Origin of the sequence: Sorangium sp. So ce281 (assembly GCF_051527395.1) — a bacterium.
Lineage (GTDB): Bacteria > Myxococcota_A > Polyangia > Polyangiales > Polyangiaceae > Sorangium > Sorangium cellulosum_B.
Window position 1 is genome coordinate 8,384,689 of the sequence record NZ_CP150322.1, and the last position, 18,938, is coordinate 8,403,626.

An 18,938-nucleotide genomic window follows, 5' to 3' on the forward strand; every position below is an offset into this window, starting at 1 on the left:
GGCCCGGGGTCGCCCCGGGCGGCGGCGCGGGGCAGGCGCCCCCCTGCCCCGCGCGCCGGTCTCTGTGCCGATCCCCACGCTCGGCGTTAGGCTCTCGCCGTGGCCGACCTCCACGATCCCCCCCTCCCCTGGTCCACGCGGCTCTGGTTCGCCTTCGCCTGCTTCTTCCGCGTGCTGTTCGATTCCCAGTTCGCCGCGCGGGCCTGGCAGGCGCGCGGGGCGGTCGCCGCCCTGCCGCCGGCCGAGCGCGCTGAGCCGCGTCGGCTCGAGCGAGATCGCGCAGGCGGTGCGCCCGCGGCCCCCGAGGCCGCCGCGGCTGCGGCGAGCGAGCCCGCCCCCGCGCCGGTCGCCGCCCCCGCGCCGCACGCCGCGCCCGCGGTGAGCTCGGCGCTCCAGCTGCTCTCGCTGCTCCAGCGCGAGGGGCGGCTCGTCGATTTCCTCGAGCAGGACATCGCCTCGTTCGGCGACGCGGACGTCGGCGTGGCGGCGAGGATGGTCCACGAGGGCTGCCGCAAGGCGCTGCGCAGCCACGCGAAGCTCGCGCCCGTGCGGCGCGAGGACGAGGGGGAGAAGGTGACGCTCGAGGCCGGCTACAACCCCTCCGAGATCAAGCTGATCGGCAACGTGTCCGGGACCGCGCCCTACAGAGGGGTGCTGCGCCACCGGGGCTGGCGCGCCGACGACGTCTCGCTGCCGACGCCGGTCGCCGGCCACGACGCCAGCATCATCGCCCCCGCGGAGGTCGAGCTATGAGCGCGCGCTACATCATCGGCATCGATCTCGGCACCACCCACTGCGCGCTCGCCTACGCGCGCCTGCCCGAGGACGGAGCCGACGCGCGGCTCACGCCGTCGCCCGAGGTGATGGCCGCGCCGCAGCTCGTGGCGCAGGGGACGCTCGAGGCGCGACCGCTCCTGCCCTCCTTCATGTACATCCCCCACGAGAGCGAGGGCCCCCAGGCGCTGCCCTGGGACGCCGAGCGGCGCTTCGCCGTCGGCGAGCACGCCCGCGCGCGCGGCATCGACGCGCCGGCGCGCCTCATCTCGAGCGCGAAGAGCTGGCTCAGCCACGCTGGCATCGACCGGCGCGGATCGACGCTCCCGCTCGGCGCGCCCGAGGACATCGAGAAGATCTCGCCCGTCGAGGCGTCGTGGCGGTACCTCGAGCACCTCACCGAGGCGTGGGATCACCTGTTCGCGAAGGACGATCCGGCGCTCGCCCTCGCGAAGCAGGAGATCGTGATCACGGTGCCCGCGTCGTTCGACGCCGCCGCGCGCGATCTCACCGTCGAGGCGGCGAGCGCCGCGGGGTTCGAGGATCTCACCCTGCTCGAGGAGCCGCAGGCCGCCGTGTACGCCTGGATCGACGCGGCCGGCGAGGCGTGGCGCAAGCACCTCCACCCGGGCGACGTGCTGCTCGTGATCGACGTCGGCGGCGGGACCACCGACTTCTCCGCGATCGCCGCGGTCCCGCGCGACGGCTCGCTCGAGCTCGTCCGCGTGGCGGTCGGCGACCACATCCTGCTCGGCGGCGACAACATGGACCTCGCGCTCGCGCACGTCGTGAAGGCGAAGCTCGCCGCCGAGGGCAAGGAGCTCGATCGCTGGCAGATGACGTCGCTCACCCACGCCGCGCGCGTCGCGAAGGAGCGGCTGCTCGGCGATCCGTCGATCAGCGAGGCGCCGATCGCGATCGCCGGCCGCGGCTCGAAGCTGCTCGGGGCGGCGATCCGGACCGAGCTCACGCGCGACGAGATCACCCGGACGCTCGTGGACGGGTTCTTCCCCGAGGTCCCCTCGTCCGCGCGCCCCGCGACCCGCGCGCGCGCCGGCCTGACGCAGCTCGGCCTCCCGTACGCGCAGGACCCGGCGATCACCCGCCACCTGGCCGCGTTCCTGGGGCGGCAGGCCGGCGCGACGTCGAAGCTTCCGGGCTTCGCCCCGCAGGGAGGCGCGAACGCCGAGCCCGGCCGCGCGCCGCTCCTCCTGCACCCGACGGCGGTGCTCTTCAACGGGGGCGTCATGAAGAGCGCGGCGCTGCGCGAGCGGCTCGTCGCGACGCTCGGCGCGTGGCTCGAGCAGGACGGCGCGCCCCGGCCGCGGGTGCTCCCGAGCGACGACCTGGATCTCGCCGTCGCGCGCGGCGCCGCCGCCTACGGCCTCGCGCGGCGCGGCCGCGGGCTCCGGATCCGCGGCGGGACGGCGCGGGCCTACTACGTGGGCATCGAGGGGGCCGTTCCCGCGGTGCCCGGCCTGGAGCCGCCGATCACGGCGCTCTGCCTCGCGCCGTTCGGCATGGAGGAAGGCACCGAGGCGACGCTGCCGCCGCAGGAGTTCAGCGTGGTGGTCGGCGAGCCGGTGCGCTTCCGCTTCTTCAGCTCGTCGGTGCGCCGGGATGACCAGGCCGGGACCGAGCTCGAGGACTGGAAGCCCGGAGAGCTCGAGGAGCTCTCGCCGATCGAGGTCACCTTGCCCGCGGAGGGCCGCCGGGAGGGCGACATGGTGCCAGTGCGGCTGCGCGCGTCGGTCACCGAGGTGGGGACGCTGCTCCTGGAGGCGATCCCCCGCGAGGCGCAGAAGCCGAACGAGCGCTGGCGGATCGAGCTGTCGGTGCGCGCCGAGGCGTGAGCGCGGGGGTGCCCGACATGGCACCGGCGATTCGCAGGCTCCGGGTCGTCCATTCGACGAGATATACCTACGATCGCCCGGTGGAGCGCAGCGTGCACAAGCTGCATCTCTGCCCGGTGCACGACTGGGATCAACGGGTGCTCTCGCACACGCTCACGATCGATCCCAACGTGTCGACCGTGGAGTTCGAGGACGTCTTCGGGAACCGGGTCACACGCTTCGAGATCACCGCCCCGTATACCGCGCTGACGATCTCGGCCGACTCGATCGTGGAGCTCCGCGACGCCGATCCGTTCGCGTTCGCGAAGAAGACGATCCGGCCCGCGTTCCCCCTCGTCTGGATGCCCTGGGAGCAGGCGCTCATCGCGCCGTACGTGCGCCCGGCGGAGCTCCCCGACACCCAGCTCCAGGAGCTCTTCGATTACGCCATGTCGTTCGTCGAGCAGAACGACGCGGACCTGATGGAGACGCTCTTCGCGCTCAACCTGACGCTCTTCCGCGAATACCGGTACGTGCCGGGCTCGACGAACCTCGCGACCACCCCGTATGACGTCTTCGTGAACCGGCGCGGCGTCTGCCAGGATTTCGCGAACCTGTTCATCTGCATGGCGCGGCTGCTCGGCATTCCGGCGCGCTACGTGTGCGGATACGTCTATACCGGCAACGTCGGCGCGAGCCGCGCCGGCTCCGACGCGACCCACGCGTGGGTGCAGCTCTACATCCCGAACATCGGCTGGAAGGGGTTCGACCCCACGAACGGCGTGCTGGCCAGCCTCGACCACGTGCGGGTCGGTTACGGCCGCAACTACATGGACGCAACGCCGACAGCGGGGACGCTCTACACCGCCGCCGCCGAGACAATGAACGTGGATGTGACGGTGAGCGAGGTCGACTAGGTCTCTCCGCGGGATCGCCCGCGCACCGACAGGCGCCTGTCGCAACGAGCCCACAGCGACAGCGGAGAGCGCGAAACGACGGCCGCGGGCGAGGCAGGCTTCCCGCCCCTCCCTGCGGCCGCAGCGCGAATCGCCGAAGGTCGCTCGGACGGATCCGCGAGACCTCGGCGCGTCGCGATCACTGGCCGTCCTGGAGACAGTCGGTGCCCTGCTCGATGCACGCGCCCTCAGCGGTGGTGGCCGCCGCGGTGCCGCACGCCTGGCACTCGGCGTCCGCTGGTACGTCCGTCTCCGGGTCGCACGCGGCAAAGCAGGGGTCGCCCTCCGCCGCGCCACACGTCTCGCAGATACACTGCGTAACCGCCTGGTATTTCGGCATCGAGGACTCGCACAGGTCCGCCGGATCAGCCTCGGTGAGGAGGGGCGCCGAGCAGGTCACGCAGTCCTCGCCGCCGCCCGTGCCGCCGGCACCGCCCTCGCCGCTGCCGCCCTCGCCGCTGCCGCCCGTGCCGCCGCCGCCGCCCTCGCCGGTCGTGCTGCTCGCGGTGGCCCCGCCGCCCGAGCCCGTCGTCTCGGTGTCGTCCCCGCACCCCGCGGAGAAGGCGGTCGCGCCAAGGATGAGGGCCATCGAGCCAATGCTGACAAGATTCATGTTACGCATGGTGTCCTCCGGCGCGCTCGAACGAGCGCCCGTCGTCGATCGTCGCTTCGTCTGTCAGTCCCAAGGGGACTCGCCGGTCGCGACAACCCCCGCGTGCCGGCGGCGGCACACTACTCCACCCAGGCTGTGACGCTCAACTATCTTCCATGCGACGCGCGAAAACAGCTGTCCGCGCCTCGCCCGGTCGAGCGACCCCAAACACCATGGCATGCGCGTTGCGGACGAGCCCACCAGCGCCCGCGGCTCGGGGATCGCCTGACTCCGACGTCCTGACGGAACAGCACCGAAATCGCGCGTCGCGCGCATCGCCGTGGCGGGGGGCTCGCGGCTCACGCTCGCCGCGAGCGTGGCACCGAATCCTGCAAGTCGCGAGTTCCGAGCCTCCTTGTGCTCCACGGAACGCCAGGCCGTCACCGGGATCGCCGCCGCCCGCGCCGCGCGCTGACCGCAGCGCTGCGCCATCTCGATGCCTCGAGCGAATCTGGAGATGGCGGCGGACGTCGCCGGGAGCGCGCGCGCCTTCGACTTCGACGACTTGAAGGTGGAAGTTGGAAAGCGCTCGTGACAGCGGCCCTGGAGCACGGATCTGCTATGATCAGAGCCGCGGCGCCTGCGTCGCGCGCGATCGCAGAGCCCGGCCTCGCGCTGCCATCGCGCGCGACGGGCGCCAGCGATACGGCCCCACGCGCGCCGCGGAGCGACGGCGACGCGCGGGGCTCGTCGCGCGTCACGGGGGGAGGGCACGATGGGCATTCGGTTGCGCGTGTTGCGCGTGTTGCGCGTGTTGCGCGTGTGTCTGGCGGCGACGCTCGCGGGCCTGTGCGCCTGCGCGAGCACGTCCGTGCAATGGCCCTCGCCGGAAGGGCAGCCGAAGCCCCCGCCCCCACGGGAGATCAACGCCGTCGCGCGGCCGGACGCCGCGCGCTGCGCGGCGATCGTCGGGGCCACGCTCATCGACGGCCGGGGAGGGCCGCCGGTGCGCGACGCCGTCGTCGTGATCCGCGGCGACCGCATCGTCGCCGCGGGCGCGCGCGGCGCCACCGACGTCCCGGCCGGCGCGGAGGTCGTCCCCGGCGCGGGGCTCTCGGTGCTGCCCGGCCTCATCGACGCGCACTTCCACCTCGACGGCGACGACGGGCTGCCCGGCGTCGTCCTGCAGCGCGGCGTCACCTCGCTGCGCGAGCCGGGGAGCTGGATCGAGGCGTACGACGCCGCCCGCAAGCTCGGCCCGACGCCGCGGCTCTTCCTGGCGGGGCCGCTGCTCGACGCGCCGTATCCGGCCTATCCGGAGAGCGCGATGCTGGTGCGCGACGCGGCCGAGGCGCGCTGGGCCGTCGATCAGCTGGTCGAGCGCGGGGCGTCGGCGATCAAGGTCTATTTCCGCCTGCCCCTCGGGCTCGTCGAGGAGGTCGCCAAGGCCGCGCACGCGCGCGGGGTGATCGCCGTCGCGCACCTCGAGACCGTGGACGCCGCGGCCGCGGTCCGCGCCGGGCTCGACGGCATCGAGCACATCACGTCGCTCGGCACGGCCCTCGTGCCGCCGCGCGAGGCGGAGCGCTACCGCCAGTCGGTGATCGCCGACAACGATGCGCGCTTTCCGGGGCGCTTCGAGATCTTTCGCGGCATCTCCCTCGGCGCGCCGCGGACCCGAGCGCTGCTCGGGCTGCTCGCGGCGCGGGGCACCTTCCTCACCCCGACGCTCGCCATCTTCGAGCGCCGCGCCGGCGACGCGGGCGCGACGGAGACCCAGGTGCGCGGCTTCGAGAACATGATGAAGCTCACCCTCGCGGCGCGCCGCGCCGGGGTGCGGGTGGTCGTCGGCTCCCACGGCAAGGCGCCGGGCGCCGAGCGAGGGTGGGCCTACCAGCACGAGATGGAGCTGCTCGTCGAGAGCGGCCTCTCGCCCATGGAGGTCCTCGTCGCTGGCACGCTGGAGAACGCCAGGTACTTCCGGGCCGACGACCGGCTCGGCAGCGTCGAGCCGGGCAAGCTCGCCGACCTCGTCCTGATCGAAGGCGACCCGCTCGCGGACATCCGGGCGATGCGGCGCGTGAAGCGGGTCATGCTGAACGGGAGGTGGGTCGGCCCAGCCCAGGCCGAGTGAGCCGCACGCGCGCTCGCCGCCGCGGGCTCGGCGCGCGCGTTACGTGCAGTTGCGCGGACAGGACGAGCGCACGCGGAGCGCGCCGCCGCCATCGCGCGGCGCGCTCCGACAGAGGGCCTTCAGCCCATCTCGATCTCGACGCGCACCGTCGAGCCGACCGGCGACAGGGGAATCACGTTCCCCGCGACGGTCTTGCCGTCCACGGTCAGCTTCTTCACGCCCTTGCACACCCCCGAGTTCTTGACGCTGATCTCGTAGGTGGCGCCGCGGAAGCGGCGGGAGATGGAGAAGCTCTTCCACGCCTTGGGCACGCAGGGATCCAGCTTCAGGCCGTCGTACTGGGGCTGCACGCCGAGGATCCCCTGGCTGACGGACACGAACGTCCAGGCCGCGGTGCCGGTGAGCCAGGCATTCTTGGCCTCACCGAAGACCGGGGCGTCCTTGCCGGCGATCATCTGCGCATAGACGTAGGGCTCGGCGCGATAGGTCTCGATCTGGCTCTCCTTGGCCGAGGGGCAGATGGAGAGATAGTACTCCAGCGCGCGCTCCCCTTCGCCCAGGAGACACCAGCCGAGGTGGATCCATGTGTTGTTGTGGCAGAAGATGCCCGCGTTCTCCTTCACGCCCGGCGGATACGAGGTGACCTCGCCGAGCTCGAGGTGATAGGTCGAGTACGCGGGCTGCTGCAGAACGATGCCGTTCTTCGTGTAGAGGTGCTTGTGCACGCTCTCCATCGCCTGCTTGGCGCGGCCGTTGTCCGCGCCGGCGCCGCCCAGGACGCACCAGCCCTGGCTCTCGATGAAGATCTTCCCCTCCTCGTTCTCCTTGCTCCCGACCGGCCGGCTCTCGGCGTCGTAGGCGCGGCGGTACCACTCGCCGTCCCAGGCCTCCTTCTCGACCACGGCCAGCATCTCGGCGTACTGCTCACGCATGCGCGCCGCGTCGGACTTCTGGCCCATCCAGTCGTACAGGGCGGCCATCTCGCGGCTGGCATAGAGGAAGAGGCCGGCGATCATCACGGACTCGGCCTTCGAGTCCTTCACGTCGCCCGCGGTCTGGAAGCTCTCGTTGGGCTCGGTGCTGAAACAGTTCAGGTTGAGGCAGTCGTTCCAGTCCGCGTGGCCGATCAGCGGCAGGCCGTGCGGGCCCCGCTTCTTCATCGTGTAGGCGATGGACGTCTCCAGGTGGTGAAGGAGGTCCTCCTTGGAGCCCGGCTTGTCGGCGTAGCCCACGGCCTCCTTGAGGATGCCCTTGTCGCCGGTCTCCTTGATGTACGCGCACGTGGAGAGGATCAGCCACAGGTGATCGTCGTAGAAGTCGCCGCCGATGTCGGCGTTCCCCTTCTTCGTCAGCGGCTGGTACTGGTGGTAGCAGGTGCCGTCGCTGAGCTGGGTGGCCGCGATGTCGAGGATGCGCTGGCGGGCGCGCTCGGGGACGAGGTGCACGAAGCCCAGGAGATCCTGGTTCGAGTCGCGGAAGCCCATGCCCCGGCCGATGCCGGTCTCGTACATGCTGGCCGACCGAGAGAGGTTGAAGGTCGCCATGCACTGGTACTGATTCCATGTGTTGAGCATGCGAGTCGCGTGCTCGTCCGGGCAGTCGGCCTGGAAGTTCGAGAGGATCCCGGCCCAGTCCGCCTTCAGCTGGGCGAACGCGCCGTCCACGACGCCGGGCGCCGAGTACTTGGCGAGGATCTCCTTGCCCTTCTGCTTGTTCAGGACGAAGGGCGCCTTGAACTTGGGCAGGTCCCCGTGGTCCACGTACGAGAGCACGAAGCTCATCGTCTCGCTCGCGCCGGGCTCGAGCGAGAGGCTCACCTGGTGGCTGCCGATCGGGTTCCAGCCGAACGCCTTGGAGTTCGTGGCCTTCCCCCTGGCCGGCACCTGGGCCTCGTGGAGGCCGTGGTGGACGCTGCCGCAGAAGGCGTCACGGCTCGTGTCGAACCCGTCGATGGCGCGCGTGCAGGCGAAGAGCGTGTAATGGGAGCGGCGCTCGCGGAACTCGGTCTTGTGATAGATGGCGCTCCCCTCGATCTCCACCTCGCCGATGGAGTAGGTGCGCTGGTAGTTCGTCATGTCGTTGAGCGCCTCGAAGAAGCAGAACTCCTGATAGGAGAAGAGCTGGATGTCCTTCTTCGAGCCGCTCTTGTTGGTGACCCGGGTGCGCCAGATCTCCACGTTCTCGCCGGGAACGATGAAGTAGAGCACCTCCACCTCGACGCCGTTCTTCTCGCCCGTGATCTTCGTGTAGCCCAGGCCGTGGCGGCACTCGTAGCGATCGAGGGCCGTCTTGAGGGGCTTCCACATGGGGTTCCACACGACCCCGCCGTCGTTCACGTACAGGTAGCGCCCGCCGAGATCCATGGGCACGTTGTTGTACCGGTAGCGCGTGAGCCGGCGCAGCTTGGCGTCCTTCCAGAACGTGTAGCCGCCCGCCGTGTTGGTGCAGAGGCCGAACATCTCGTCCGAGCCCAGGTAGTTGAGCCAGGGCAGCGGCGTGTCGGGCCGGGTGATGACGTACTCGCGGCTCTCGTCGTCGAAGTGGCCGTACTGATTGCTCATGGACGCGCGGTCTCCGTGGATAGCGACAGAAAAAAACCCGGAGGCAGCGCTGCCCCGGGTCGGATAAGCCGATGATTGTCAGGCCTGGGGCTCCGAGCGAGCTCAGAGGCCGCCACTCTAGACCCCTGCGCCTCCGCTTGTCAACGGGGCCTGGGGGCGCGCTCGCCGGCGTTTTGCCAGGAAGAACGCCGCGCTCCGTCGCACTCCGTCGCGCTCCGTCGCGCTCTGTTGCGCTCTGTTGCGTGCTGGCGCATGGCTCGTGTGTGGCAGACAACCCAGGATTGCAGTGAAGGAATAATTTGACACACCGCAGCTCCGCGGGCCGCGCCTCGCTCGCGGAGCCGCGTATCCGCCGCTTCAACCGGCCTTGAACGTGTCGTAACGGCCGGCGCGCGGCGCGACGCGCGCCTCCAGCGCGGCGCGCTCGGCGGGCGGCATCGGGAGGGAGAGGGACCGCGCGCCCAGGTTCTCGCGCACCTCGGCGATCGACGAGCAGCCGATGATCACCGTGTCGGCGTGGCTCGCCGCGTAGCGGATGAGCTCGGTCGCGCTCGCGGCGCGATCCTGGAGCAGGCGGCCCGCGGCCATGATCTTCATGCCGATGACGCCGACGCCGCGCCGCCGCGCCTCCTCGACCACGGTCGTCAGGAACGGGAGCCGCGCCGGATCTGCGGGGTTGACCGCGCAGAGCACGGTATCCACAGGATAACGCCGCATCGCCTCCAGGAGGATCCGCGGGTCGTGGTGGCCGGTGATCCCGACGTGGCGCACGCGGCCGTCCGCCCTGGCCTGCTCCACGGCCTCGATGGCGCCTCGCTTGCCGAAGATGGCGTCGAGCTCCTCGAGCTCCCGCAGATCGTGCAGCTGCCATGAATCGAGGTGGTCTGTCCCGAGCCGACGCAGGCTGTCGTCGAGCAGCCGCAGCGCGCCGTCGCGATCGCGCGCGTGGGTCTTGGAGGCGAGGAAGACCTGCTCGCGCGCCTTGGGGCCGGCGGCGCGGAAGGCCTCACCGTAGTAGTCCTGGCTCTGCTGGTATGCAGGCGAGGTGTCGCAATACCTGACCCCGAGGCGCAGGGCCTCCAGGATCACGGGCACCGCCTCGCGGTGGCGGCCGGTCGTCCGGAGGATCCCCTCGCCCCCGAGCGACACCGGCTCCACCTGCGCGCCGGTCCGCCCGAGCGTGCGCGCCGGCGCTTCGCCGGCCGCAGGCGACGCAGGCGCGGCAGGCGACGGGCAGCCGGCTGCCCCGATCGCCGCGGCCGCTGCGGTCGTGGCGACCGCTCCCAGCACGCCACGACGGCCACCGTCGGCACTTCCCGTCTCGCTCGGCTCGCGCATACGGCCCTCCTGGAGAGGACTCTACCAACCGACGGGTCGAACGTAAACCGAGGCCTGGATCCACGCAGATCCCACGGCTCGGGCGAGCGGCGGCGGGTGCGCCGCTCTCCTCATCGGGGCCGCGGCCCGGGGGGGGGCGGACGCCGTCTTCAGCGTGCAGCCGAGCGAGGGGCATCCGTCAGCGACGAGCCTTGAACACGCGGAAGTGGCCGTCGGCCCCTCGCTACCACCGGTCGTCGGCGTCGGCGTCGTCCGACCGATCGTCGTCCTCGAACACCAGCCTGCCAATCACCACCTGGCGCACCGTCGTGGGGTAATAGGCCGTGACGGCGGCCGTGCTCCAGGTGTGCCCGACGATGGTCTCCGAGGTGTTCGTGTAGAGCCGCATCGTCCCGTAGCCGGCGCCGGAGGCCCCCCGGCCGCTCGAGGCGTACCTGGAGTCGGACGAGCCGTGGTGCGTGCTCGTCGAGTCGACGATGCTCACCTCGAACTGGAATGTGCCCGCGACGAGGGGCCTGACGGGGAGCTTCGCCCTCGGCGCCCGGCGGAGGATCGCGACGTGCCCGGTCGACGAGTCGCCAGCGGGGTAGCGGATGGCGATGATGTCGGCGGCGCGCGCGTCCTTGGGGTCGTGGATCCTCTCGAATCCGTTCTCCTCGACGATGGCGTCGTAGTAGGCGGCCGCGCTCGGGCTCCGGCTGCCCAGCCAGCGGTTGAGCGACGCTTCGGTGAAGCCGTAGCCCCGCTTGAGCAGCTCCGTCAGGAAGGTGGCGCACTGCGTCCGGTTCGCGTAGCGCCGCGCGCCGGCCACGCCAGCCCAGCTGATGAAGCTGGGGCTCGAGTTGTATTCGTTGTTCTCAGGGCTGATGTTGTCCACGAGGCTCTCCGCCCACCTGAGATGGTCGGCGTGATGCGCATCGGCGGTGCGCGGCGAAAGCCACGCGAGCCCCGGAAGGACGAGACAAGCGATCTCCAGCATACGACGACGAACGCTCGCCATGATCCACCTTGCAATGCAGTGAGTTGCTCGACCTGGCGCGTCGCATCTAGCGCGCGGATTCCCGCGATAGATTAAGTACGATCGAGAGGCGCCGTTCAATACAAATTTGCAGCACAAGCATCTTTGGGAGTCCCTTGTCCCACAGGCGCACAGAAGGACAGGCATCCTCACGACAAACCTCGCGACCGCCGCCCCGCACAACGCGTGACACGCGTCACACGCGTCACACGCCGACGAAATCAGTCGATTTCGATTGAGGGTCTGTGGTAACCTGGCCTGTCGTTCCGGCGCCCGGGTGGCTCGGGTTCAGGCGCGGGGACGGGCGTGTCGGAGCCGGAGCGACGAGCGGGCGGCCTCGATCGGCCGCCGGCCGGTCACTTCGACTTGATGCGGAACTCCACGCGCCGGTTCATGGCGCGGCAGCCCTCGTCGTTCGTGAAGCAGAGCGGCGCGCCGGCGCCGTACCCCGGCGCCGTCATCGGCGTCGCGACGCCGCGCTGGACGAGGTAGCGGACGACGGCGTTCGCACGGCGCTCGGACAGCTTGATGTTGTGCTCCACGCTGCCCTGGTTGTCCGTGTGGCCCTCGACCGTGAGCGCGGTGATCTCCGGGTGGGTCCGCAGGATGTTCGCCACCGCGTCGAGGACCGAGAACGACTCCGGCCGGATCTCGTCCTTGTCGAGGTCGTAGAAGATCGGCCGGGCGATCTTGATGCGATCCCCCTCGATGACCGCCTCGGCAGGCGCCGCCGGCTGGACGGCCACGGGAGGAGGAGGCGGCGGCGGCGCCGCGCTCGCCGCCACCGACATCTCGGTCTTCGCCGACCCGCACCCCGCCGCAAGGGCGCCCAGGACCACAAGCCAGATCGCTCGGTTCGCTCGCATTTCGCGGCTCTAGCACGGGGAATCGCCCGGAAGAACCGGAAGAAGCGCGCCGGGGCGCGCGCGAGCCGGCGCGGCGGCGCGCCGGACCTGCGGAATGCGCCGCGGCGATCCAGTATCGTTGCTGCGCGCACGCATGTCCGCCCCCGCGAAGAGCCCGAGCCTGATCGTCGGAATCGACCTCGGCACCACGCACACCGTCGTGGCGTGGGCCGAGCGCGACGCCGATCCCGGCGCGATCCGCGTCTTCTCGATCCCGCAGCTCGTGACCGCCACCGAGGTCGAGGCGCGCCCGCTGCTGCCGTCCCTGCTCTACGCGCCCCTGCCCGGCGAGGCGCCCGCCGATCCGTTCGGCGACGCGCCCTTCGCGATCGGCGAGCACGCGCGCCGGCGCGGCGGCGAGATCCCCGGGCGGCTCGTCGCCTCGGCGAAGAGCTGGCTCTGCCACCCCGCCGTCGACCGCACGGCGCCCATCCTGCCCTGGGGCGCGGCCGAGGAGGCGGCCGCCCTGCCGCGCGTCTCGCCGCTCGACGCGAGCGCCCGGATCCTCGCCCACGTGCGGCGCACCTGGGACGACGCCTTCCCGGAGCGCCCGCTCGCGGCGCAGGAGGTCGTGCTCACCGTGCCGGCCTCGTTCGACGAGGTCGCGCGCGAGCTCACGGTCGAGGCCGCCCGCCGCGCCGGCCTCTCGGTGCGGCTCCTCGAGGAGCCGCAGGCCGCGTTCTACGACTTCATGCGGCTCGCCGGCGCCGAGGGCCTCGACGCCCTGCTCGATCGCTCGGGCGGCGAGGCGATGGTCCTCGTCTGCGACGTCGGCGGCGGCACAACGGATCTGTCGCTCATCCGGGTCGCTCGGGGCGCTGGCGCGGCCAAGGACAACCCCGAGGTCTCCCGCGTCGCGGTCGGCCACCACCTCTTGCTCGGCGGCGACAACATGGACCTGGCGCTCGCCCACCTCTGCGAGCCGCGCCTCGTGGGCGCAGGGGAGAAGCTCGACCCGGCGCGCTTCGGCCAGCTTGTGCTGGCCTGCCGCGCCGCCAAGGAGCGCCTGCTCGCCGGCGGGGCCTCGTCCGGCGGCGCCGGCGGCGCCGCGCCTTCGCCGCCGGACGACGCGCCGGTCACGGTGCTCTCGCACGGCGCGCGGCTCGTGGGCGGCGCGCTGACGACGCGCCTCGGCCGCGACGAGGTCGAGGGCGTCGTGCTGGACGGCTTCTTCCCGGACGCGCCGCGGGACGCCCGGCCTCAGCGCGGGCGGAGCGGGCTCGTCGCGTTCGGCCTGCCCTACGAGCGCGACGTCGCGATCACCCGGCACGTGGCCTGGTTCTTCGCGCGCCACGCCCCGGAGGCGCGAGGGCCGACCGCGCTGCTCCTGAACGGCGGCGTCTTCCGCGCCCGCCGCGTCGCGGAGCGCCTCGCGCAGGTCGTCGAGCGCTGGGGCGGCCCGACGCTCGATCTGCTCCCGCACGCCGATCCCGACCTCGCGGTGGCGCGGGGCGCGGTCGCGTACGGCCTCGCCCTCGCGGGCCGCGGCGTGCGCATCGAGGGGGGCGCGGCGCGCGGCTACTACGTCGGCCTCGAGCCGCCCGCCGGCGGGGCGCCGCGGCCAGCGGTCTGCGTCGTGCCGCGCGGCGCGAAGGAGGGCAGCGTCCACGCGGCGGCCGGGCGGACCTTCGCGCTCGTCGTGGGGCGCCCGGTGCGGTTCGACCTGTTCGCGTCGGACGACGCGCGCGCCGATCGCGCGGGCGACCTCGTCCCCCTCGAGGACGACCGGTTCGAGGCGCTGCCGCCGATCGCGGTGGCGTTCGACGCGGGGGACGCGGCGCGCGCCGCGACCGGCAAGCAGGCGGAGGTGCGGGTGCAGATCGAGGGAGAGCTCACCGCGATCGGCACCCTGGATCTCGCCTGCGTCGAGGTGGACGCCGCGGCGCCGCGCCGCTTCCGGCTGGCGTTCCAGCTGCGCGAGGACGGCCGCGGCGCGCGCGCCGCCGAGGCCGAGGGCGGCGCCCCGGCGGAGCGGGCGCAGGCGAGGCCTCACGCCGCGGCGGCGCCGGGCGGCAAGCGCCTCGACGAGGCCCGGGAGGCGATCGAGCGGGTGTTCGGCAAGGGGCGGCCCGACGTGGCGCCGCGGGAGGCGAAGAACCTGGTGCGCGAGCTCGAGCGCGTCCTCGGGGAGCGCGCCACCTGGACGACGGAGACCGCGCGGGCGCTGCTCGACACCCTCGTCCCGAGCGCGCGCTCGCGGCGGCGCTCGGCCGATCACGAGCGCGTGTTCTGGTCGCTCGCCGGCTACTGCCTCCGCCCCGGGTTCGGCGACGCGGGCGACCCGGCGCGCGTCGCCGCGCTCGCGCCGCTCTTCGCCGAGCGGCTGGCGTTCCCGCAGGAGGCGCGCTCCTGGCAGCAGTTTTGGATCGCCTGGCGCCGCATCGCGGGCGGCCTCGACGAGCCGCTGCAGGTCGCGATCCGGGACCTGGCGGATCCGTTCCTGGCCCCGGCCGAGCAGCGGCTGAAGAAGCCGAAGGGGGTGAAGCCGGAGGCGCTCGACGATCTGCTCGAGCTCTGCGCGTCGCTCGAGCGCGTGCCCGCCGGCCGGCGGAGCGAGCTCGGCGCGTGGATCCTGGAGCGCACATGGACCGACCGCGACGCGCGGCTCTGGGCGGCGATCGGCCGCCTCGGCGCGCGCGTTCCGGCCTACGCGAGCGTCCACCATGTGGTGTCGCCGGCGGCGGCCGAGCGGTGGATAGACCACCTGCTGCGCGAGAAGTGGCACGAGCTGCCGTCGGCGGCGCCGGCCGCGGTGCAGCTCGCGCGCAGGACCGGGGACCGGGCGCGCGACGTCTCGGACCGGATCCGCGGCGAGGTGGAGCGGCGGCTCGTCAAGGTGGGCGCGCCCGAGGCGTGGGTCAACGCGGTGCGCGAGGTGGTGGCCGTCGAGGAGTCCGAGCGCGCGGCGTTCTTTGGAGAGGGGCTGCCGGTGGGGCTGCGGCTCGTGGGGGAGTAGGATTGTCGTTCTTTACTCTCGTCGGAGGACTCGAGCGGGAAGGGAGAAGCCCGGCGCAACCCCACCCCAGCCCGTGCCCCCCTCCGTCAGCGCTAGCCCAGAGAAGGGCTGCCGTCCAAGGTGCTCCGACATGCGGCAGGTGCTGGGCCAGGGATGGGGCCGCGTGCCATACTGCCGGCTATGACACGGCTCGAGCGCTTCCGGGCCTACATGGCTCGCATGAACCCGGTCGCCGACCCAGGGGCGGCGCTCCGGGAGAAGCTTTACGTGACTCCACCAGGCCGCAGCGTGGCCGACGAGCTTGCCACGCGCCTCGAACTGGAGCCAGCATCGACCCACCTCGTCATCGGCGGCATCGGGTCGGGGAAAACATCCGAGCTGCTCATGGCGGCCGAGCGCCTGGGCAGCACGCTACCCGAGGCCGGTGATCTAGCGGAGTACATCGATGTGAGCCGGCGTCATGACCTTGATGCTTCCGGTCTTTCAGGAGTGCTGGTCGCACTCGCAGGTCAGTCGCTCGTCCGACAGGTGCTCAAGCGTTATGACCCGGAACCGAAGAGCCCGCTAGCGCAGGCCGTCGAAGCTGTTCGCCATCACGCTCATGGTTACCGCACCTGGGTGGCTGACGAGCCCTATCCCGATGACGACGAACCGCCCGAGCTCGACGAGGATGCACCGTACGGAGAGTACTTGCATGTTCCCGGTGTGATCGTGTCGCCGGATGAGCAGCTTCCTTCCAGCTTCAAGCTCCTGGCCACGCATCTCCGCACAATTCGCGCGATCTATCCTGGTGAGGGAAAGCACATCGTCTTCCTATTCGATTCGCTCGATCGGCTTCCGAGCGCGGAGCGCTTTCGCGAGGCGGTGAAGTATGATCTGCGCGCCCTGAAGACGGCCGGGCTCGGCGTCGCAGTGGTCGGTCCCGTCCGCTTCATGTCGGGAACCGATCGAGCCATCACCGATCTGTTCGATCAGACGCATTTCTTGATCGCCCACGATCCTACAAGCTCCGACGGGCTTGCCTTTCTCACCCAGGTATTGCGGAAGCGGGCAGAGCCGGGTGCGTTACCTGACGAGTGCCTCGCTCCGCTCGCACGTGCATCGGGCGGTGTGATGCGCGACCTGATCGCCCTGGCCAAGCGCGCAGGTCAGGAGGCCTACTCGGTCGGACACGACCAAATCATGCTTGAAGACGTCGCCAAGGCCGTCGATGCCTTCGGTCGGAGCCTCGCTGTTGGGCTCGACGACGAGCAGGTCAAGACGCTTCACCACATCCGGAGGGGTAAAGGCTTCGTGATCCGCGGCGAGCGCGAGTTGTCGCTCCTCGAGACCGGCCGGGTCGTGCTCCACGGTGAGAGCCGCTTCGCCGTACACCCAGCGCTCGCACCGCTGCTCGATGCGATACCAGAGGCAGCGTGACGCGACGCGTCGATCTCTACCCGACCGAGGTGTGGCCGCTCGCTGCAAAGTTAGCGGACGATCCGGCATCATGGGCTGTGCTCGCGGTCGGACTGGAGCGCGTGGACATCGAGGTTGCCGATGCGGTAGAGACGCTCGCCTCGCTGATCGACGAGCCGGTCGAGCCGGTGCGGGTCACATCACCCAGCGAGCTACTGAAGGCGGTGAGGGAGCATGCGCAGAGCGCGCTGGTGCTCCACGGTTTCGACGCGCTGAGTCCTGAAGCCTGGCGGCGGATCGACGCCAACCGCAGCCGGCTTCAGAGGACGCTTCCCGCGCTGCTGGTGCTGGGGCAGCCGGCGGTGGAGAGGATGCGGGTGCACGCGCCCAACCTGTGGAGTTGGGTCGCAAGCGCGGCCTGGCGTGGCGTCCCTGAGGAAGGGTTGAGCGACGAGCAGCGCGCGCAGCGGCTCGGCGCGCTTCGCGCGCACTTCGGCTTCGACGACGACGAACTCGTGCGGCGGGCCGAGGCGGGCACCGTGCCGCCGGAGCCCGATATCACGGAGTGGCTGGTGCTCATCGGAAGAGGCGATCTGATCCGGCGCTGAGGAGAACGTGGCATGCTCTCGGTGCACGAGAAGACGATCCAGGAGCGCGTCGTCGGCGCATGGCCGCAATTCGAGCCTACCACCCCGAAGCAGCTTCTTCTAGAGCTGAAGGCGGTGCTCCTGGAAGCGCACAAAGCCGAGGTGGACGGCATCAGCGTCCTCGGCACTTCACAGAACGAAATCAACAAATGGGTGAAGCTCGATCCCAAGGATAATCCAAACGATCCGGAGCGACCGGCGGTAGGTCCGCACATCATCGTCGGTGGAGTCAAGGACTTCCGCCGTGAACCCGAGAGCGCACATCTCGTGCGCGGTGACGGCGCGTGGATTCACTTCACCATCACCGTAAACTGGGACGGCAGGAAGCGTTTATCACTCATCGCCTATGACTTCGAGATCGTGTTCCCGCCGGGGCATTCGCCGCGATTCATACGCGTCGACCTGAATGAGCCTGGGCACGAGAACGAGACCCGCGAGCTGCGCAGCCACATCCATCCTGGCAACGACGATCTCTTGCTCCCCGCGCCAGTGCTGGCGCCCGCGGAGATCCTCCACTATTTTCTTCATGGTCTACGGGCGCGCGATCCGGAGAAACTTCGTCGCTGAGCGCCGGATGTGTTACCCCGGACGCGAGGTCCACGTCTCGCGCCGCGGGAGGTCCATCGGTCACGCGCACAGGTCGCGCGGACGCGTGGGCTCGATGTCTCCCGCGACCGCCGCGCGCGCCCCCTGGGCGGCGGCCTCAGTTCCAGAACGTGCAGGCGCCGTCCACGCACCCGCAGCCGAGCCCCGGGCTCGTGCAATCGCACGTCGAGATCCCCTCGCTCACGGCAGGGTTGTAGCAGAGCTCGCCGCCGCAGCCGCCGGCCACGCAGTCGGCGTCCGTGACGCAGGCGTCGCCGCTGTTTCGGATGCACCTGCCGCCGACCGGCGTCCTGTCAGGAGAGGCCGCCGCGATGCAGGCCTCGAGCTCCGGCGTCGCCCGCCAGCCGCACTCGCCCGACGCGCCCCGCTCGCACACGCCGTGCTCCTTGTAACACGCGTATTCCTCACGGTACTCGCAGGTCGTGGCCACCTCCTCGTCCGCGCAGACCTGACCGCTGCAGCCGGTCACCACGCACGGGGCAGGCTTGCCGCCGCCAAGGCACGCCTCGAGCTCCGGCGTCGCCCGCCAGCCGCACTCGCCCGACGCGCCCCGCTCGCACACGCCGTGCTCCTTGTAGCACGCGTATTCCTCACGGTACTCGCAGGTCGTGACGATCTCCTCATCGGCGTCGGCGCAGACCTGACCGCTGCAGCCGGTCACCACGCACGGCGCAGGCTCGCCGCCGCCGAGGCACGCCTCGAGCTCCGGCGTCGCCCGCCAGCCGCACTCGCCCGACGCGCCCCGCTCGCACACGCTGTGCTCCTGGTAACACGCATATTCCTCCCGGTACTCGCAGTCCGTCACCACGTCCTCGTCCGCGCAGACCTGGCCGCTGCAGCCGGTCACCTGGCACGAGGCCGGCTCGCCACCCGCCACCCCACCTCCCCCAGGGCCAGCCCCCCCGCCCTCGATCGGGCCCTGACAGCCTTTGCCCTTGGCGCCGGTGAGCAAAGGTACGAAGAGCATGAGCATCGCAACCACAAGCCGGTGACGTTTGCTGAAAAGATCCATCGTCAAGCCTCCTATCAAGAGATAGACGAACCTGCCATTCGGCAGCCGCAGGCGCCAGGATTCACACCTCGTGCCAAGCACGGCGCCGGCGCCCCCCACGCATCCACGCGCGCAGGCGCGATGCTCCCGCGGTGGCGAACAGCTGCCCACAAGCCGCGTGAGCCGCCTCCAGGTCATGAGAGCTCACCCCGGGACCAGGGCATCGAACA

At 71.2% G+C, this 18,938-nt stretch carries 14 protein-coding genes; 8 read left to right on the plus strand and 6 right to left on the minus strand.

The window, feature by feature from the left end:
- The first annotated feature begins 99 nt into the window (after window positions 1–99).
- Genes WMF27_RS31875 through WMF27_RS31885 form a run of 3 tightly spaced genes read left to right on the plus strand, consistent with a single transcriptional unit; the run spans window position 100 to window position 3,523 of the window.
- Window positions 100–753: a DUF2760 domain-containing protein gene (locus tag WMF27_RS31875; RefSeq protein ID WP_437765098.1), complete on the plus strand. Its 654-nt coding sequence runs from the start codon at window positions 100–102 to the stop codon at window positions 751–753.
- Entirely contained in the window at window positions 750–2,627 is a 1,878-nt protein-coding gene (locus tag WMF27_RS31880) for an Hsp70 family protein (protein WP_437765097.1), read from the plus strand. Before WMF27_RS31875 ends, WMF27_RS31880 begins: the two co-directional genes overlap by 4 nt.
- Before the next feature lie 17 nt (window positions 2,628–2,644).
- A complete protein-coding gene (locus tag WMF27_RS31885) occupies window positions 2,645–3,523 on the plus strand; it encodes a transglutaminase family protein (protein ID WP_437765096.1) in 879 nt (292 codons plus the stop codon).
- Window positions 3,524–3,701: 178 nt separating this feature from the next.
- On the opposite strand, the gene WMF27_RS31890 is transcribed toward WMF27_RS31885, so the two are convergent.
- Complete coding sequence (locus WMF27_RS31890; protein ID WP_437943230.1) at window positions 3,702–4,151, minus strand: hypothetical protein; 450 nt, start codon at window positions 4,149–4,151, stop codon at window positions 3,702–3,704.
- 778 nt (window positions 4,152–4,929) lie between these two features.
- On the opposite strand from WMF27_RS31890, the gene WMF27_RS31895 reads away from it, so the two are divergent.
- The gene (locus WMF27_RS31895) at window positions 4,930–6,288 is read left to right on the plus strand and encodes an amidohydrolase family protein (protein ID WP_437943231.1); all 1,359 of its coding nucleotides are present in this window, start codon (window positions 4,930–4,932) and stop codon (window positions 6,286–6,288) included.
- Window positions 6,289–6,407: 119 nt separating this feature from the next.
- Here the strand turns inward: WMF27_RS31895 and WMF27_RS31900 are convergent, their stop codons facing one another.
- The 4 genes from WMF27_RS31900 to WMF27_RS31915 all read right to left on the minus strand — a co-directional run bounded on the left by WMF27_RS31900 (window position 6,408) and on the right by WMF27_RS31915 (window position 12,071).
- Window positions 6,408–8,849, minus strand: a complete 2,442-nt coding sequence (locus WMF27_RS31900; protein ID WP_437765093.1) for a GH36-type glycosyl hydrolase domain-containing protein — start codon at window positions 8,847–8,849, stop codon at window positions 6,408–6,410.
- A 357-nt stretch (window positions 8,850–9,206) separates the two neighbouring features.
- Complete coding sequence (locus WMF27_RS31905; protein ID WP_437765092.1) at window positions 9,207–10,187, minus strand: aldo/keto reductase; 981 nt, start codon at window positions 10,185–10,187, stop codon at window positions 9,207–9,209.
- Window positions 10,188–10,410: 223 nt separating this feature from the next.
- The gene (locus WMF27_RS31910; RefSeq protein WP_437765091.1) at window positions 10,411–11,064 is read right to left on the minus strand and encodes a hypothetical protein; all 654 of its coding nucleotides are present in this window, start codon (window positions 11,062–11,064) and stop codon (window positions 10,411–10,413) included.
- Between the two features lie 497 nt (window positions 11,065–11,561).
- Window positions 11,562–12,071 (minus strand): OmpA family protein, encoded by a 510-nt coding sequence (locus tag WMF27_RS31915; RefSeq protein ID WP_080599074.1) that lies wholly within the window; start codon window positions 12,069–12,071, stop codon window positions 11,562–11,564.
- A gap of 133 nt (window positions 12,072–12,204) precedes the next feature.
- Here WMF27_RS31915 and WMF27_RS31920 point away from each other — a divergent pair, with 133 nt between their 5' ends.
- The 4 genes from WMF27_RS31920 (at window position 12,205) to WMF27_RS31935 (ending at window position 17,678) form a co-directional block, all read left to right on the plus strand.
- Window positions 12,205–15,066, plus strand: a complete 2,862-nt coding sequence (locus WMF27_RS31920; RefSeq protein ID WP_437765090.1) for an Hsp70 family protein — start codon at window positions 12,205–12,207, stop codon at window positions 15,064–15,066.
- Between the two features lie 180 nt (window positions 15,067–15,246).
- Window positions 15,247–16,485, plus strand: coding sequence for a hypothetical protein (locus tag WMF27_RS31925; RefSeq protein ID WP_437765089.1), 1,239 nt, complete (start codon window positions 15,247–15,249; stop codon window positions 16,483–16,485).
- Complete coding sequence (locus tag WMF27_RS31930; RefSeq protein WP_437765088.1) at window positions 16,482–17,072, plus strand: hypothetical protein; 591 nt, start codon at window positions 16,482–16,484, stop codon at window positions 17,070–17,072. Before WMF27_RS31925 ends, WMF27_RS31930 begins: the two co-directional genes overlap by 4 nt.
- A 12-nt stretch (window positions 17,073–17,084) precedes the next feature.
- On the plus strand, window positions 17,085–17,678 hold the full coding sequence (locus WMF27_RS31935) for a hypothetical protein (protein WP_437765087.1): 594 nt from the start codon (window positions 17,085–17,087) through the stop codon (window positions 17,676–17,678).
- Window positions 17,679–17,814: 136 nt separating this feature from the next.
- Here the strand turns inward: WMF27_RS31935 and WMF27_RS31940 are convergent, their stop codons facing one another.
- Window positions 17,815–18,684 carry a hypothetical protein gene (locus WMF27_RS31940; protein WP_437765086.1) on the minus strand — a complete coding sequence of 290 codons (870 nt, stop codon included), beginning with the start codon at window positions 18,682–18,684 and terminating at the stop codon, window positions 17,815–17,817.
- Window positions 18,685–18,938: the final 254 nt, after the last annotated feature.

Coding starts and splice junctions, on each gene's coding strand:
- WMF27_RS31880 (WP_437765097.1), top strand. CDS start 750: ATGAGCGCGCGCTACATCATCGGCATCGATCTCGGCACCACCCACTGC.
- WMF27_RS31885 (WP_437765096.1), top strand. CDS start 2,645: ATGGCACCGGCGATTCGCAGGCTCCGGGTCGTCCATTCGACGAGATAT.
- WMF27_RS31890 (WP_437943230.1), bottom strand. CDS start 4,151: ATGGCCCTCATCCTTGGCGCGACCGCCTTCTCCGCGGGGTGCGGGGAC.
- WMF27_RS31895 (WP_437943231.1), top strand. CDS start 4,930: ATGGGCATTCGGTTGCGCGTGTTGCGCGTGTTGCGCGTGTTGCGCGTG.
- WMF27_RS31900 (WP_437765093.1), bottom strand. CDS start 8,849: ATGAGCAATCAGTACGGCCACTTCGACGACGAGAGCCGCGAGTACGTC.
- WMF27_RS31905 (WP_437765092.1), bottom strand. CDS start 10,187: ATGCGCGAGCCGAGCGAGACGGGAAGTGCCGACGGTGGCCGTCGTGGC.
- WMF27_RS31915 (WP_080599074.1), bottom strand. CDS start 12,071: ATGCGAGCGAACCGAGCGATCTGGCTTGTGGTCCTGGGCGCCCTTGCG.
- WMF27_RS31920 (WP_437765090.1), top strand. CDS start 12,205: ATGTCCGCCCCCGCGAAGAGCCCGAGCCTGATCGTCGGAATCGACCTC.
- WMF27_RS31925 (WP_437765089.1), top strand. CDS start 15,247: ATGACACGGCTCGAGCGCTTCCGGGCCTACATGGCTCGCATGAACCCG.
- WMF27_RS31935 (WP_437765087.1), top strand. CDS start 17,085: ATGCTCTCGGTGCACGAGAAGACGATCCAGGAGCGCGTCGTCGGCGCA.
- WMF27_RS31940 (WP_437765086.1), bottom strand. CDS start 18,684: ATGCTCTTCGTACCTTTGCTCACCGGCGCCAAGGGCAAAGGCTGTCAG.